Consider the following 16,023-nt stretch of genomic DNA (forward strand, 5'->3'; position numbering starts at 1 on the left):
TGCTCTCTCGAAGGGGCGCCGGGACTCGGCCAGACTATCAACAAAGATCAACCCCAGCTAACTATGGCTGAGCTGGACAAACGTCCATTAATCGGGCGAATCTTCGACTCCCCAACAACCTGTCAGACCCCAGCGGTAACCTCATGCGCCAAATGTCGATTCGCGCAGGGGGTTCGAGTTGGCCGCACATCCATTCGCCCGTATTGTCCGATTCACTTCGATGGCCTATGCTCCCGCGCTCGTGTGGACAAGTGTGGGCGCAAAGCCGCGTAGCGCGACGATGAAGTGGGCGGGCATCGTCGTCGGTACGGTGATCGCGGGGTATGTGGCTGTCCTGCTTGGCAATTCGCGCCATTTCTACACCGACGACACCGAAGCTCAGTACGCGCCGATGTGGCAGCTACTCGGTGCCGAACTGCGCGCTGGCCGCTTCCCCGCGATGGTGCCGTGGGAGTGGATGGCAGGCAATTACAGCCTGGAAGAAGCCGGGCTCTACAACCCGGCCCAGCTGCTCGTTTACGTGCTCGCGCCCTCGTTCGACAACATCGCGCTCTACGCGACGCTGGTCAAACTGGTGTTCTCGATCATCGCCGCGCTCGGCGTCTACCGCATCTGCCTCGCCTACGGCGCGCGTGCGCACTGGGCCGCCGTCGCTGGCGTCGCGTTCCCGTTCAGCGGGTGGTTTTTGTTCTTCGACACCGCGAGTTGGTTCACCTCGATGACCGGCACCGCGTGGCTCGTGCACGCGTGGGCATCGGCTGTGCTTTACGCACGCGGACGCAGTGGACCAATTCCGCTTTTCGTCTTCCTTTACCTGGCGCTCACGATCCAATACGCGTTCCCCGCAGTCGAATCCGGCCTCATGATCGCCGCGGTGTTGGTTGGCGAGTACCTCTACCAGCGTCGCGTCGAGGTTGTCGCGCGCGTTGGTGGCGTCGCGTTGCTCGCGGTTTGCGCGTCGATGATCGCGAACCTGCCGATCCTGCTTTCGTCGCAGGCGACGTGGCGTGGCGACGTGTCGACCGTGCACAACGATCCATTCCTCACCGTCGGGTGGTCGGAGTCGCTCAACGCGAGCCTCCCAAGCACGTTGCCCGCCTTTACCGCCTGGTGGGGACATGTGCAGCCGCTGCCGATGGTCTACGTTGCCTGGTTTGTCATCCCCGCGCTTGCCTTCATCGATTGGCGTGCTGCGGTGAAGCAATGCCGCGAGTGGAGTGGGATCGCGATCTTCGGCGCTGCCGCGCTGATGTGGACCGCCGGGCCGGGAGCGATTGGGCCGCTGCGCTGGCCAGCGCGGGTGTTGCCGATGGTCGCTATCGCGCTGTTGGTGCTTGTCTGCGTGCTCATCAGTCGATTCGGGACGTTCGCGCCTAGTCGCCGTCGGTACTGGGCCGTTGCGACGCTGCTTGGGTTGCTGTTCGTTCGCTCGGCGTCGGCAGCGCCGGACCGACTTGAGTGGCACCTCGTCGCCGTCGCGTTCGTCGCGGGGCTTGGCGCGGCTGCCGTGTGGCTCGCGCGCACGCGCGGCACTATCGCGGCCGCGGCGTTGACCATCGCCGCCACACTGCCCATCGCGTTCGCGCAGGTTGTTAGCGCGCCGCCCACTCCCCTTTCGTACCAATTCCCGGAACGACGGTCGGAGATGAAGGCCGCGTTCCCCGAGTTCCCCGGCCGCACGCTTCAGTTAGCCGACCGGGTCGCGATCCCTGCCGACCAGCGCACGCTGTCGGGTGCGTACGGCTCGATCGCGGTTGGCAGTTACGCGAAGAACATGGGCTTGCAGTACGTGAACGGCTACACCCCCGTCGGGCACGCGGCGTTCGCTGGCCTGTTGTGCATGGATTGGGCTGGCGGTACGTGCCCCGAGGCGTATCAGCGCGCGTTCGCTCACGCCAAGACGACCGATACCCCGATTGTCGACCTGATGCGGCTCGATCGGGTGGTGCTGCAACGATCACTGTTCCCGGATGCCGGCCATCACCCGGCTCCGATGGGCTGGCGTTTCGTCGACTATCCAGGCCACGAGCAGCAGATCTGGGTGCTTGAGCGTGTACTGCCGCTGCCGGTGCGCGACGACCTCATCGCGCATGAGTCCGGGGTGCACGCGACAGTGATGTCGGACGCCGGGCTCACTAACCGTGCGGTTGTTTCGTCGGGAACCGGTGGGCGCGTTGTGCTTTCGCGTCTCGCCTGGCCCGGCTATCGCGCGACGCTGGGCGGCGACGAGATTCCCGTTCGGATGGTCGCCGACACGTTCGTCGCGTTCGACATTCCGCCCGGCACCCACAACGCCGAACTCGTCGTCACGTGGCGACCGCCCGGTCTGGCGGCGAGCATCGTGAGCGGCTTGCTCGCGCTTGTTGGGCTGGCGGCGATGCAGTGGTTGTACCGCGCTGGGCGACGGGAGAGTGTTCCGGTCGCGCCGGTCGCGGAACAGGTTCTCGCAGCAACTTAATCATGTGTGATCAGCATCACTATTAGCTATTTGCGCGAGCCTTTACCTGGCCCCACCTGGCGATCTTGTCGACCGTAGAAATGGCTACGGCAGGAAAATGCCGCGATTTATGTCAGAGGTGAGCGGAATACTCGTCGACGCCCGGTGAGTTAGACGGTTCAGCTTCGTCTACTCAGGTGGCTCACGAAACTAAATCCGATTTTCCGCCTATGGAGGTAACCCGATGCCAGCCGACCTCGGCTCAAAACCGACGAAGGGCCGGACACCACCTGTCGTTCGGGTCCTCGTCCTCGCGACCTTCGTCGTGATCCTCAACGAGACCATCATGATCAACGCGATCCCGCGTTTGATGACCTCGTTCCACGTCACTGAGCTTGCCGCACAATGGGTTTCGACCGCGTTCATGCTCACGATGGCCGCGATCATCCCCACAACGGGCTGGTTCTTGCAGCGCGTCACAACGCGGCAGGCGTATGCCACCGCGATGGGGGTGTTCATCGCGGGCACGATCATTTCCGCGCTCGCGCCCACGTTCGCTGTGCTGCTCATCGGTCGCGTTATCCAGGCCGGTGGCACCGCCGTCATGATGCCGCTGCTCATGACCACCCTCATGACGGTTGTCGCCGAATCCGACCGTGGTCGCGTGATGGGCAACGTCACGCTCGCGATCTCGGTCGCCCCCGCGATGGGACCGGTGATTTCTGGCCTGATCCTGCAGATCAACCTGTCCGTCATCGACTCGTGGCGACTGCTGTTTGTCGTCATGTTGCCGATCGCTGGCATTGTCACCTGGCTCGGTCTGCGTGAGCTCAAGAACGTCGGTGAACCGCAGCCCAGCGTGCTCGACCTACCCAGCGTCGCCCTCGCCGCGCTTGGTTTCGGTGGGCTCGTTTACGGCCTCAGCGAATTCGCTGGCGGCGATTACCTCATCGCTTCGCTCATCGTCGCTGGTGGTGTCGCACTGATCGCCATTTTCGCGGTGCGTCAGCTGTTCCTGCAGCGCGATGGCAGCCCCCTGCTCGACCTGCGGGTGCTGCTCGTTGGCACCTACACCAAGTCGCTCGTGCTCATGTCCATCGCGTTCCTCGCGATGATGGGTTCGATGATTCTGCTGCCGCTGTACCTGCAGAACCTGCGTGGCCTTTCGGCGTTGGAGACGGGTCTGCTCGTGATGCCCGGTGGCCTCGCGATGGGTCTGCTTGGCCCGACGGTCGGCAAACTGTTCGACCGTTTCGGTGGTCGTGCGCTGGTGATTCCCGGTTCGATCGGCATCGCGGCATCGCTGTTCGGGTTCACCCAGATCTCGCTCACCATGCCGTACTGGATCCTGCTCGCACTGCACATCCTGCTGATGGTCTCGCTCGCCGCGGCCTTCACGCCGGTGTTCACGCTGGGTCTTGGCGCGCTGCCGATGAACCTGTACTCGCATGGCAGCTCGATGCTCGGCACATTGCAGCAGGTCGCTGCCGCGTTCGGTACCGCGCTTGTCGTCACGGTCATGTCGGCGCACACGAAGTCGCTGATCGCCGATGGGGTCGGTCGCGAAATCGCGACGCTCGACGGCATGAAGCTGGCCTTCCTCGTTTCGGCGGTGCTCGCGCTGATCGTTGTCGCGATGGCGGTACTGCTGCCCAACCGGTCGGCTAACCCGCACGGTGGGCACGGGGCGATGGATGATGCGATCGAGGTTGTGCTCGACGATCCGGCTCGGCCTACCGACTCCGCTGAGGACGACACCCCGCAGCTGATCAAAGGTTAGGTAATCGACAACGACGCCCTGGTTCGAATTGTTCGAACCAGGGCGTTGTTTTTGCCGCTAGATCTTCGCGGTGTGGCGAATAACGATGTTGCCGTAGGAGTTTCGCGCATTGACCGTCACGACGTCGCCCTGCAGCGAGACCACCGGGGTCAGTTCGTTGGTCACGGTGCCAACCACCGCGTTCGCATCGACGCGCACCGTGCTGCCGGGGTTCACCCCAACCTCAATCTCGCCAACGTTGGTCTCCAAGCGCAGTTCGCCTCGGCTCGCTTCGTTGACGCGGATGTCGCCCTTGGCGGTCTTCGCCGTCACCGAGCCAAGCGGCCGGTCGATGATGATGTCGCCGAGCGCGATGGTCAGCTGGGCATCGCCGAGTTCGCCGTGGGCAACGAACTTGCCAACGCCCGCGTCGGCGGTCAGCGACGAGCCCGACGGCACCTCGATGATCACCTCGATCGACGGGTTGCCGCCGAACGGGGTGTGCGTGCGCCAACTCTTCGGCGTGGTCACCGTCAGGGTGCCCGCGGTGAAGTCGACGGTGGTCTGCTCGGCAGCCTTCGCGTCGCCCTTCTTGCTCGGGTCGGCGGGGTTGATCTGCACGGTCGCGGTGTCGCGGTGCGAGGCGACCACGGTGACTTCGGCGGAGAGCACATCGACGGCGACGGCGACGGGCTGGGCGGCGGGGGTGGTGAACATGGGGTGCTCCTCTTCGTGAGTCGGTGGCGGGCGGTCCGTTCGTGGCCGCTGCCGTTGTTGATGTCACTACTTTCGCTGGCCGCGCTGACAGCGAGCTGACATCGTGCTGATGTGGTCGCTGATAGCGCGCGCTCAGCGCATAACCGCTGGGCCACAACCCATTCCCCCGTCGCGCGAATATTGGGGCGTGCGGTCAGATAGTTAGCGCGGCACAATATGTCAATGCAGATCGCGATGCTTGGGCCGCTGGAAATCCGCAATGTCGACGGTGAACTGATAGCGCTGCCCGGTGCTCGCCTGCGCGCGCTGCTTGTCGCGTTGGCGCTCGAACCTGGTCGCGCGGTCAGCAAGGCGAAGCTGGTCGATTGGATTTGGGGCGAAGAGCCGCCTGCCGACGCGGCGAACGCGTTGCAAGCGCTGGTTTCGCGGTTGCGGCGGGTGCTGCCGGACGGGTCAGTCGACGTTTCCGCCGGCGGATATCGGCTCGCCATCGACGCCGCCTCCGTCGACGCTTCGCGTTTTGAGCAGTTACTTGACGCCGCGCGAGGTGCTGACGACGTCCGGCTGGCGCAACTCTTGGGCGAGGCGTGCGCGTTGTGGCGCGGCACGCCGTTGCAGGGGCTCGGCGAGAACGAACTCATCGACGCGGTTGTCACCCGATTCGAAAATCTGCACTTGGCCGCGCTCGAAGATCGGTTCGAGGTGGAGACGCGATTGGGTCGCGGTGCCGAATTGGTCGTTGAGCTAACGGAATTGGTTGCGCGGCACCCCGTTCGCGAGCGGCTCGTCGCTTCGCTGATGCGCGCACTCGCCGCCGCTGGGCGCGGGGCCGAGGCGCTTACGGTGTATCAGACCGCCCGCGAAGCACTGGCCGACGAGCTTGGCGTCGACCCGTCGGCGGAACTGTCGGACCTGCATGTGGCGTTTTTGCGTGGCGAAGTTGGTGGTCGACCGCAGGAGCGGACGACGAATCTGCGGACTGAACTGGCGAGTTACGTCGGCAAGGAAACCGATATCGCGGTAGTGCGTGAGTTGATCGCGCGTAATCGCCTCACGACACTGACTGGCTCGGGCGGGTCGGGCAAGACGCGGCTCGCGGTGGAGACCGCGCACACGATGTTGGCTGACCTACCCGAGGGCGCGTGGTTGGTTGAGCTCACGGCAGTGAGGGGGTCGCGAGTGGTCGCTGACGCACATGTGGGTCCAGGTGCGCAAAGTCGGGCGGTTAGCGATATCGTCCGCGAAATCGCCCAATCTGCCCTTGCCGCAATCGGTTTGCGCGACTCACTGCATGCGGGCGGTGAGAATACTGACCCGCTTGATCGGCTCATCGCCGCATTGCGCGAACGCGAAACGCTGTTGGTGCTGGACAACTGCGAGCACGTGATCGACGCCGCCGCTTCGTTCGCGCATCGGATCCTCGGTGAGTGTCCACGCGTGCGCATTCTCGCGACAAGCCGTGAGCCGCTTGGCATTACGGGCGAGGCACTGTGGCGGGTGCGGCCGCTTGAGCTGTCTGCCGCCGTCGCCCTGTTGCGCGACCGCGCCGCTGCCGTCGGTGGTGCTATCGCCGGAGCGGATCTCGCAACGGCTGAACGCGTTTGCCGTGCGCTCGACGGCATCCCGCTCGCCATCGAACTCGCGGCAGCACGCCTGCGGACGATGTCGCTCGACCAGCTCGCCAACCGCCTCGATGACCGCTTCCGCCTGCTCACCGGCGGCAGTCGCACCGCGATCGCGCAGCATCGCACGTTGCGCGCGGTTGTCGATTGGAGTTGGGAACTACTTTCCGACGCCGAACGCACGGTGCTGAGTCGACTTTCCGTTTTCGCTGGGAGCGCGAGTGTTGAAGCGGCAGAACGGGTTTGCGTCACGGGCGACGTTGAGCAATGGGAGGTGCTCGACCTGCTCACCGCACTGACAGACAAGTCGCTGTTAGTCGTCGCGACCGACACCCAACGCTTCCGCATGCTTGAAACCATCAGGCAGTATGCGGCCGACAAGCTGGTCGAATCGGGGGCGGCCGAGTCAGCGCGGGCCGCCCACCTCGCGTATTTCACCGAGCTGGCCGCGAGCGCCGAACCTCACCTTCGTCGCGCTGAGCAGCTCGAATGGCTTCGCATCCTCGCCGCCGACCACGACAACATCACGGCCGCGATGCGCGGGGCGCTCGCTTCCGGCGACGCCACCGCGTCACTGGAACTGGCCGCCGCTGCGGGGTGGTACTGGTGGCTCGCGGGGTATAAGTCGATGGGCACGGACCTGGTGTTGGCGGCTGCGCGAACTGCTGACGGGGTGAAAGTCGAAAATCGCACGGCAGCAACAGTTTATGGCCTCGTAGTGCACTTCATGACGTCGGGGCGCAATGACGCGCAGCAGGTCGCGGAGTGGATTCGACGAGCCAACGAAGCGAATACCGCTGGGCGCGGCGGACATCCAGCGTTGAGTTTCGTTCCCGCGCTTGAGCGCATGCTCGCTGGCCCCGACGAATTCCTTCCCGCGTTCGAAGCTGTTCTCGCCGATGATGATCCGTGGGTGCGCGCGCTTGCCCGGCTCCAACTAGGCAAGATGCGCACGGTGCTCGGCCACGATGACGCATCGGTCGAGCCGTATCTCACGAAAGCCCTCGCCGAATTCCGTGACCTCGGCGAACGCTGGGGAATGTCCTTCGCCCTGTCCGAACTGGCTAGCCGCGCCACACTACGCGGCGAATTCGGCACTGCGCGTGACCTTTTCGATGAGGCGATTGCCGCGATCACGGAAATCGGCGCGACCGAAGACATCGTCGGCATGCGTCTCCACCAAGCACGGCTGCACTGGTCGCTAGGCGCGCAGGAAGCAAGCGCGGCCGCTCTCGACGACGCACAGCGTCGCGCTGAAGTGACGGGCTGGCCGACCGCACTCGCTGAGGTCGCGTTAACTCGCGCGGAGCTGGCGCGCTGGCAAGGGGATTCAGCAGTGGCACGGGAGCAACTCAAGCTCGCCGAGACGCTGCTCGGCGACGACGCCGCACTGCCCAACGTCACCGCGACAGTTCACCTCCAACTCGGCTACCTGGCCGAGCAGCCAACGGACGCCCGCACGCACCTTCGCGCGGCCTACGACGCGGCGACCGCCGCCGACTACGCGGCACTGACCGCGCAGGTCATCGTCGGCATCGCAAACTTCGCCCAGTGCTCCGGCAACGACGCCCAGGCAACCCAACTACTCGGCGCGGCGAACCGGGTGCGCGGGTCAGCGGACCGCGCCAACCCGGACGCCCTCCGCATCGAACAGCAAGCACAAGACCGCCTCGGCGAACCGAAGTTCACCGAGGCGATGGTGATGGGCAGCGGTGCCGACGTGCCCGAACTGGTCGCGCTCACGCTCGCTTCGTGTTGAGATCCTCGCCGATTCCTTCGGACCGACGCTGCCTCGCTGCCGTTGAAGGCGTCGCCGAAAACGTAGACGTTGAGATCCTCGCCGGTCCCTTCGGACCGGCGCTGCGATGTCGGGGCCAGCGCGCCAACGATCGACCACAGTTGAGATCCTCGCCGATCCCTTCGGACCGGCGCTGCGGAAGAGCAGCGCGCCTGCCGCGACCTCGATCCGGTTGAGATCCTCGCCGATCCCTTCGGACCGGCGCTGCTGGGTCTTCGGGATCGGTGACCGCGCCGACGTAGTCGTTGAGATCCTCGCCGACCCCTTCGGACCGGCGCTGCGTGACCTGGTTCTTGTACTGGTGGGTGTCCTGGTCGTTGAGATCCTCGCCGATCCCTTCGGACCGGCGCTGCACGGGCTCGGCGGGAAGCTCGATACCTAACTCTGGGTTGAGATCCTCGCCGATCCCTTCGGCCCGGCGCTGCCTGACCGCATTGTCGGACTCGTAGCACAGCAGGGGTTGAGATCCTCGCCGATCCTTTCGGACCGGCGCTGCAGGCGTCGCAGCGATGTAGTCGTTGTCGACCGTCCCGTTGAGATCCTCGCCGAACTCTTCGGACCGGCGCTGCCCTGCTTGCGGTTCACTCGGCACCACCTCCTCTCAGCTGAGATCCTCGCCGATCCCTTCGGACCGGCGCTGCTCCCACGACCAGTCCATTTCCTCGACCTGCTCGACGTTGAGATCCTGCCGATCCCTTCGGACCGGCGCTGCATGAAGACCGACTTCCCATTCGCGCCGGCGCCCGTGTTGAGATCCTCGCCGATCCCTTCGGACCGGCGCTGCGGTCACGACCAGCGCGGCCGTTGTACGGAGCACCGGTTGAGATCCTCGCCGATCCCTTGGGACCGGCGCTGCCACCTCTCAGTCAGTGCGGCCGAACAGGTTGCGCGTGTTGAGATCCTCGCCGATCCCTTCGGACCGGCGCTGCTGCGGGGTCCCGCGATGGTTCGCCACCCGCTTATGGGTTGAGATCCTCGCCGATCCCTTCGGACCGGCGCTGCCGGTGGTGATCCGCCCATCACCCCACTCGGACACGTTGAGATCCTCGCCGATCCCTTCGGACCGGCGCTGCACCGCGCTATCGGGGTCTGTGAGTGCTCGCTAGGCGTTGAGATCCTCGCCGATCCCTTCGGACCGGCGCTGCGCGGGTGAGAGCTCAGGTCGGTCGATGCCCGGGCGGAGTTGAGATCCTCGCCGATCCCTTCGGACCGGCGCTGCCTGGGCTCGGGTGTTAAGCGGTGCAGCGGGATTCATGTTGATCCTCGCCGATCCCTTCGGACCGGCGCTGCGGCGGCGCCCACCAGTATCTCGCCCTCGCCCTGAGTTGAGATCCTCGCCGATCCCTTCGGACCGGCGCTGCTCAACCAGCTCCGGATCAGACTGGGTCGCCACCGTGTTGAGATCCTCGCCGATCCCTTCGGACCGGCGCTGCTATCGCGCGGTCGCCGCACCGCTGCCGACGACGGCGGTTGAGATCCTCGCCGATCCCTTCGGACCGGCGCTGCCTCGGCGACAGCACGAGCACGAGACCGGGCCCGGTAGTTGAGATCCTCGCCGATCCCTTCGGACCGGCGCTGCATGGTCCGAGGTGACCGCACGCAAGGCACGCACGCGTTGAGATCCTCGCCGATCCCTTCGGACCGGCGCTGCTGGTTTTCGATCGCGACGGGTGACAGTGCTTCGGTGTTGAGATCCTCGCCGATCCCTTCGGACCGGCGCTGCCGCGTTGGGCACGTCAATGTCGAAGCTGCCGAACCCGTTGAGATCCTCGCCGATCCCTTCGGACCGGCGCTGCTTGTCGCTAGTCCGCTGCGCCGGTTCACGCCCATGTTGAGATCCTCGCCGATCCCTTCGGACCGGCGCTGCACAGCGTGGTGCAGCCGATGCGCCTCGACCAGTTGTTGAGATCCTCGCCGATCCCTTCGGACCGGCGCTGCATGGCCTTGAGCCGCAGCACGTCGTACTTCTCGCGGTTGAGATCCTCGCCGATCCCTTCGGACCGGCGCTGCGTGGCGTCCCGTGATCTGGATCGGGCCGCGCCCCTTGTTGAGATCCTCGCCGATCCCTTCGGACCGGCGCTGCCTCGGTGCAGCGTTTAGCGCGCACGGCTTCGAATGGGTTGAGATCCTCGCCGATCCCTTCGGACCGGCGCTGCCCGGGACATGTTCAACCGACAACGTGGCCTCGGCCGTGTTGAGATCCTCGCCGATCCCTTCGGACCGGCGCTGCCGTCGCCCCGGCGGTGCGGTACCGGGTTACGTTCGATGTTGAGATCCTCGCCGATCCCTTCGGACCGGCGCTGCCGTCGCCCCGGCGGTGCGGTACCGGGTTACGTTCGATGTTGAGATCCTCGCCGATCCCTTCGGACCGGCGCTGCCGTTCCCGAAGCCCTGATCCAGGTCGTGGACGTGTTGAGATCCTCGCCGATCCCTTCGGACCGGCGCTGCTGGCGAAGTCGTCGCCATCCACCGCCTCCCCAAAGGTTGAGATCCTCGCCGATCCCTTCGGACCGGCGCTGCAGCCCCCGCCTCGTCATGGCGCGCGTGGGGCACAAGTTGAGATCCTCGCCGATCCCTTCGGACCGGCGCTGCCGACAGCGTGGTGCAGCCGATGCGCCTTGACCAGTTGTTGAGATCCTCGCCGATCCCTTCGGACCGGCGCTGCACCGTGAACTTTCGCGACTGGTAGCAACGCCGCCGTTGAGATCCTCGCCGATCCCTTCGGACCGGCGCTGCACCGGCATCGCCGCGGCAATCCCGACGCCCGCCTGTTGAGATCCTCGCCGATCCCTTCGGACCGGCGCTGCGCGGACGCGGCCGAAGCGCTTGAGGCGGTCGGGTGGGTTGAGATCCTCGCCGATCCCTTCGGACCGGCGCTGCCTTCGGCGTTCCCATGCGTCGGGCACGCCCTCCACGTTGAGATCCTCGCCGATCCCTTCGGACCGGCGCTGCTGGCACCAACACGGTGTGGTCGGCCCCACCACACCCGTTGAGATCCTCGCCGATCCCTTCGGACCGGCGCTGCGCTACCCGATGGCGTTGCACGCATTCCCGGCGCAGTTGAGATCCTCGCCGATCCCTTCGGACCGGCGCTGCATCGCTGCCGCATCCAAGCAAGTCGAGTCCGCTGTTGAGATCCTCGCCGATCCCTTCGGACCGGCGCTGCCCGAACAGGTGTGCCGCCGTCGCATTTGCCATCACGGTTGAGATCCTCGCCGATCCCTTCGGACCGGCGCTGCCCCTTCATAGCATTACGCCAGCGGACTGCATTTGAGGGTTGAGATCCTCGCCGATCCCTTCGGACCGGCGCTGCCGCGCTGCCCGCGCGAAAGCCGCGCGTGCCCGTGCCGTTGAGATCCTCGCCGATCCCTTCGGACCGGCGCTGCCACCGCGCACGAGACGTATAACAACCCATTGGCCGTTGAGATCCTCGCCGATCCCTTCGGACCGGCGCTGCCCAATGGTCATGTGATGGTTGCGTTCTCCGGCAACCGTTGAGATCCTCGCCGATCCCTTCGGACCGGCGCTGCCTCGGCGACGTCGAACAATACTGGCGCGGCAACACCGTTGAGATCCTCGCCGATCCCTTCGGACCGGCGCTGCGGTCGAACTGTTCGCGGTCGGTTGCGTCGAGGACGTTGAGATCCTCGCCGATCCCTTCGGACCGGCGCTGCGGCCGTCGAGACGCTGGAGCCGCTATGGACGCCACAGTTGAGATCCTCGCCGATCCCTTCGGACCGGCGCTGCTCGACCGCATCCCGCGTCGCCGCGTAAGTCCCACCGTTGAGATCCTCGCCGATCCCTTCGGACCGGCGCTGCCTCGATCGCGGCTGATAATCCCACGTTCAAGACAATCGTTGAGATCCTCGCCGATCCCTTCGGACCGGCGCTGCCGCACCTGACCTCGGGTGCTTGCCGGTCGGGGTGTGGTTGAGATCCTCGCCGATCCCTTCGGACCGGCGCTGCCCGCCGAGGCCGCCGCGCGCATCCTGGACTGGATGTCGGTTGAGATCCTCGCCGATCCCTTCGGACCGGCGCTGCTGGGCGACCTGGGAAAACACCCGTTTCGGGGCCCGTTGAGATCCTCGCCGATCCCTTCGGACCGGCGCTGCCGCTCACCGGTCCGGCAACCATCGAGGCGTTCCAGTTGAGATCCTCGCCGATCCCTTCGGACCGGCGCTGCCCTAACGCTCGGCGAGTTTATCGCTGAGCACAAATCCGTTGAGATCCTCGCCGATCCCTTCGGACCGGCGCTGCCGATCCGGCCCCAACGCGACCACTCCCTATCCTCGGTTGAGATCCTCGCCGATCCCTTCGGACCGGCGCTGCCCAGGGCTTATACGACGCTCCGGTCAAGGTCTCGATGTTGAGATCCTCGCCGATCCCTTCGGACCGGCGCTGCCGCGCCCCCGATGCGGTCCGCAGCGGTAGCGGGTTGTTGAGATCCTCGCCGATCCCTTCGGACCGGCGCTGCCGCGGGAACCCGGTGCGGTCGAGGCGCTTACCGGATGTTGAGATCCTCGCCGATCCCTTCGGACCGGCGCTGCCCGTCGGTGTGACCCCGCCAGGGGCCCACATCCGGGTTGAGATCCTCGCCGATCCCTTCGGACCGGCGCTGCTGGCGGCGGCTCTGCAGTGGCAACTGGCCGCACATGGGTTGAGATCCTCGCCGATCCCTTCGGACCGGCGCTGCCCTGCCTGACCTGCATACATGCTGATCACGTCGGCAATCTGAGCGCCGATTATCAACATGCCGCACTGTTACTCCAAGATAAAGGTTGGGAACCGAACAGAGAAATCGATCGCACTTGGGGTTCCGAACCTGGTCGGCTACAGGATCAGCGCGCCACCATGCGGTGCTGCGGGCGCGGCGCCGAGATGTTGGGCCGCAGCGAAGGTACCTGCGTCGAGTCGATAGATCCGGATGCTATCGCTGGCCGCATTGATCGTGCTAGCCAGGGCCGCTTCAAGTTGCTGACGTGTGATCGCCGTGCAAGTCACCTCGAAGACTGACTTCTGGACGCGGTGGCCATAGCCCTCGCAGATCTTCGCCACCCGCCGTAAGCGGGCTGCGCCCTCAGGGGTGACCGTTTCGACGTCGTAGGTAACGAGCAGTTCCATTAGGTGACCGTCCAGGGGATGTAGCTTGGCATGTCCCCGCGCAGGTGCCGAGCCAGAATGCGCGCCTGGACTAGGGGCAGCAACGCGGCGGGGATCTCTTGATCAAGGTAAGCGTGTGGCCAGGTGCGCTCCCGTGCATTTGACCATTGCTCAAGGAAGAACTTTCGACCGTCGTCGGTGAGTTGCACCTCGCCGGTCGGCAGAGCGACAGTATGTCGGTCGGTGATCTGGGACCTATTCAGCAGTGTGAGCACGAGCCGGTCGACGAGAAGCGGCCGGAACTCCTCCATCAGGTCAAGCGCCAACGCGGGTTTCGCGGGCGGGATCCCGTGCAAGAAGCCGATATACGGGTCTAGTCCTACTTGTTCCAGTGCGCCGTGCACGCTTGCTCGGAGCATCCCGTAGCCAAAAGACAGCAGGCAGTTCGCTTGGTCACGGGGAGGGCGGCGGCTGCGCCCAGGTTGTGTGCCAGGACAGGTCGCAGGGAAGCTCTGGAAGTACTCCCGCGCGGCACGGCCTTCGATTCCCATCAGTTCGCTGAGATTTCCCGCGTCACGGACCGATGTAAGGGAATCAGCATGGCGGCTCGATATTTCGCGCAGCCGGGTCTGGCGGTCGCCGGTGAGGTCGCGCGCCGAACGCAACAACAGCTGTCGATAGTTGTGCAGTTTGCCCGCGACCATCGCCTTGGCAAGTTCAAGTCGACGAAGCGGGTCGTCGTGAATGCGGACCTGTTGTATGCGCAGATGAGGATTTCCCGCAGTCGGTCCGCTGGTTCGCGCCAAGAATTTCCCGTTTCGTGTGAGCCAGGTGATCGGCCGTCCATCACCGGCGCATCGATGCACAAGATCGTCGGAGACTGTGACCCCGTTGAAAGCAACGATCGCATCAATTCGGATGAGGGGCAGCAGTTTTCGCCCCGGGCGATCGGGGTGGTAGGCGCGTAGCGCGTCGCCATCGAGGTGCAGGCTCGTGCCGGGGGTGGTGACGTACAAGGTACGGAGAAGTTCGGTCATTGCCAGTTTCCGCTTCCTCGCGGTCGAAACAGATCGTCGATGGGCTGGGTTGCCGTCTCGGGAACGCATCCCGGACGAAGCGAACAGCGTTCGCAGCGTTTGTCATTGACCGCTGGCGGCAAAGTTGGGGCGGCGACAGCTTCGCGGAGCGCGGTGACGGCCGCATGGACCGCGGCGATCAAGTCGTCGGTGATCGGTACGTTGTAGCGGCGCCGTGCCTTACCCGCGAAGATCTGGCCAAGCCGAACATCTGCGGAGAACATCTCGGCCAGACACAACGCTTGCGCGGCGACCTGCAGGTCAGCCGCGCTGCCCGGTCGATAGCTTCCCGACTTATGCTCGATCGGCGTTGGTGTTCCGTCGATCCAGTGCACTGTGTCGCAGATACCGTGCATACCGAGTTGATCGCTATAGACCGGTAGCGATTTCCAGATCTTGGTTCCATCGCGGCCCGTCACCGCCCCGCCACGGTCGACAGCTTGATGGGCGATATCGCCGCGCACCGTGTCGACGTTGGATTCGAAATAGCCTTCTTGCCAGATCAACACCGCCTGGCGGGGGCAGTAGGCGAAATGCTCAAGCGCTGAGATCGGGACGCTCCACCGTGTCTGGGACGCCCCGACCTCACTGAACTCGCTCAGCTGATCACCTCAGTGACAGTCACTCCAGCGGGCAAGTCCTCGACATCGATCTCGATCTTGTAGTCGCTGAAGTGGCGGGGCACGCTGTCAATGTCCGCGCCAGGGCGGGTGATGGTGATCCGGTCGTAGAGTTTGCGGGCGGGAGCGTTGCCGAACTTGTTGTCGTGGCTGAAAACGACCAGTTTGCGGGTGACCATGGCGCCGCGCGCGGCCGAGCGGTCGTGGTCGAACATCATTTCCAGCACGCGGTAGAGCAACTCGAAGTCGCGACTGTCGGTGCCGGTCTGCACGCCACGGTTAGCGGAATACGAGATCTCGGCGGCGTAGAGGCCGTAGGGCACAGTCCACTTGGAACCCATCTCCGTTGATTCGCCCTTGTCGATGTCGGCCGCGCGGGTCTGAGTCACCCGGGTGATCGCGTGCTCAGTCGGGGTCACCGGGTCGATGGAGCGAGCCATGCCGACCTGAATAGGGCCGCGAATCTGCCCGAGCGCGTTGGTGTTTCCGGTGGACAGGACCGCCCCGAACAGTCGGATATCGGCATACCGGTCACACAGCCACGCCCGTGCGGTGTCTGCCTGCTCTCGAGTGATCTTGGTCTTGGACTTGAGGGGGAGCCCGGTGGCTTGATAGGACTCGTCCAGGCGTGTGTTGAGCGCGTGACCCGCTTCCACGAAGATCCCATACCGCGGATCGCCTTCCGCGGCCAGCGCGAAGGTGTCGCGGATCTTGCGCTTGATGCAGACATCGGTCACCAGACCGTGCCCGGACTCGATATCGACGCGCGGCTGGTTGCCTGCGTCGGGGTTGCCGTTGGGGTTGCCGTCAGTGACGTCGAACAGCAACAGCATGTCGTGGCGAACCGATGGATCCAGGTGAGCCGCGGCGAGGGATTTCGTCATGTGAGGCGCC

At 65.1% G+C, this 16,023-nt stretch carries 8 protein-coding genes, 1 pseudogene and 2 CRISPR repeat arrays; of the genes and pseudogenes, 3 read left to right on the forward strand and 6 right to left on the reverse strand.

Annotated elements, in window-relative coordinates:
* Positions 1-220: 220 nt before the first annotated feature.
* Positions 221-2,458: a putative glycosyltransferase family protein gene (locus IEX78_RS10320; RefSeq protein ID WP_373291558.1), complete on the forward strand. Its 2,238-nt coding sequence runs from the start codon at positions 221-223 to the stop codon at positions 2,456-2,458.
* 223 nt (positions 2,459-2,681) lie between these two features.
* Positions 2,682-4,217 carry an MDR family MFS transporter gene (locus IEX78_RS10325; protein WP_188828693.1) on the forward strand — a complete coding sequence of 512 codons (1,536 nt, stop codon included), beginning with the start codon at positions 2,682-2,684 and terminating at the stop codon, positions 4,215-4,217.
* A 57-nt stretch (positions 4,218-4,274) separates the two neighbouring features.
* Here IEX78_RS10325 and IEX78_RS10330 read toward each other — a convergent pair whose 3' ends face one another.
* Positions 4,275-4,913 carry a DUF4097 family beta strand repeat-containing protein gene (locus IEX78_RS10330; RefSeq protein WP_188828694.1) on the reverse strand — a complete coding sequence of 213 codons (639 nt, stop codon included), beginning with the start codon at positions 4,911-4,913 and terminating at the stop codon, positions 4,275-4,277.
* Between the two features lie 234 nt (positions 4,914-5,147).
* Between IEX78_RS10330 and IEX78_RS24890 the strand changes: the two are divergent.
* Positions 5,148-6,908 (forward strand): annotated as a pseudogene (locus IEX78_RS24890) (AfsR/SARP family transcriptional regulator); the annotation flags it as partial.
* A gap of 1,127 nt (positions 6,909-8,035) precedes the next feature.
* Here IEX78_RS24890 and IEX78_RS24205 read toward each other — a convergent pair.
* The 5 genes from IEX78_RS24205 to cas7c form a co-directional block, all read right to left on the reverse strand.
* Positions 8,036-8,278, reverse strand: a complete 243-nt coding sequence (locus IEX78_RS24205; RefSeq protein WP_229683860.1) for a hypothetical protein — start codon at positions 8,276-8,278, stop codon at positions 8,036-8,038.
* Between the two features lie 11 nt (positions 8,279-8,289).
* Positions 8,290-8,975: a CRISPR direct-repeat array (repeat unit 37 nt; unit sequence GTTGAGATCCTCGCCGATCCCTTCGGACCGGCGCTGC).
* 105 nt (positions 8,976-9,080) lie between these two features.
* Positions 9,081-13,026: direct repeats of the CRISPR family, unit length 37 nt; unit sequence GTTGAGATCCTCGCCGATCCCTTCGGACCGGCGCTGC.
* Positions 13,027-13,163: 137 nt separating this feature from the next.
* Positions 13,164-13,454, reverse strand: a complete 291-nt coding sequence (gene cas2 / locus IEX78_RS10340) for a CRISPR-associated endonuclease Cas2 (protein WP_188828695.1) — start codon at positions 13,452-13,454, stop codon at positions 13,164-13,166.
* Positions 13,454-14,470, reverse strand: a complete 1,017-nt coding sequence (gene cas1c / locus IEX78_RS10345) for a type I-C CRISPR-associated endonuclease Cas1c (RefSeq protein WP_188828696.1) — start codon at positions 14,468-14,470, stop codon at positions 13,454-13,456. Before cas1c ends, cas2 begins: the two co-directional genes overlap by 1 nt.
* Positions 14,467-15,111, reverse strand: coding sequence for a CRISPR-associated protein Cas4 (gene cas4, locus IEX78_RS10350; protein WP_188829504.1), 645 nt, complete (start codon positions 15,109-15,111; stop codon positions 14,467-14,469). The genes cas1c and cas4 overlap by 4 nt, the downstream gene beginning before the upstream one ends.
* On the reverse strand, positions 15,108-16,013 hold the full coding sequence (gene cas7c, locus IEX78_RS10355; RefSeq protein WP_188828697.1) for a type I-C CRISPR-associated protein Cas7/Csd2: 906 nt from the start codon (positions 16,011-16,013) through the stop codon (positions 15,108-15,110). The genes cas4 and cas7c overlap by 4 nt, the downstream gene beginning before the upstream one ends.
* Positions 16,014-16,023: the final 10 nt, after the last annotated feature.

The organism is Nocardia camponoti (assembly GCF_014646135.1).
Classification (GTDB): domain Bacteria; phylum Actinomycetota; class Actinomycetes; order Mycobacteriales; family Mycobacteriaceae; genus Nocardia; species Nocardia camponoti.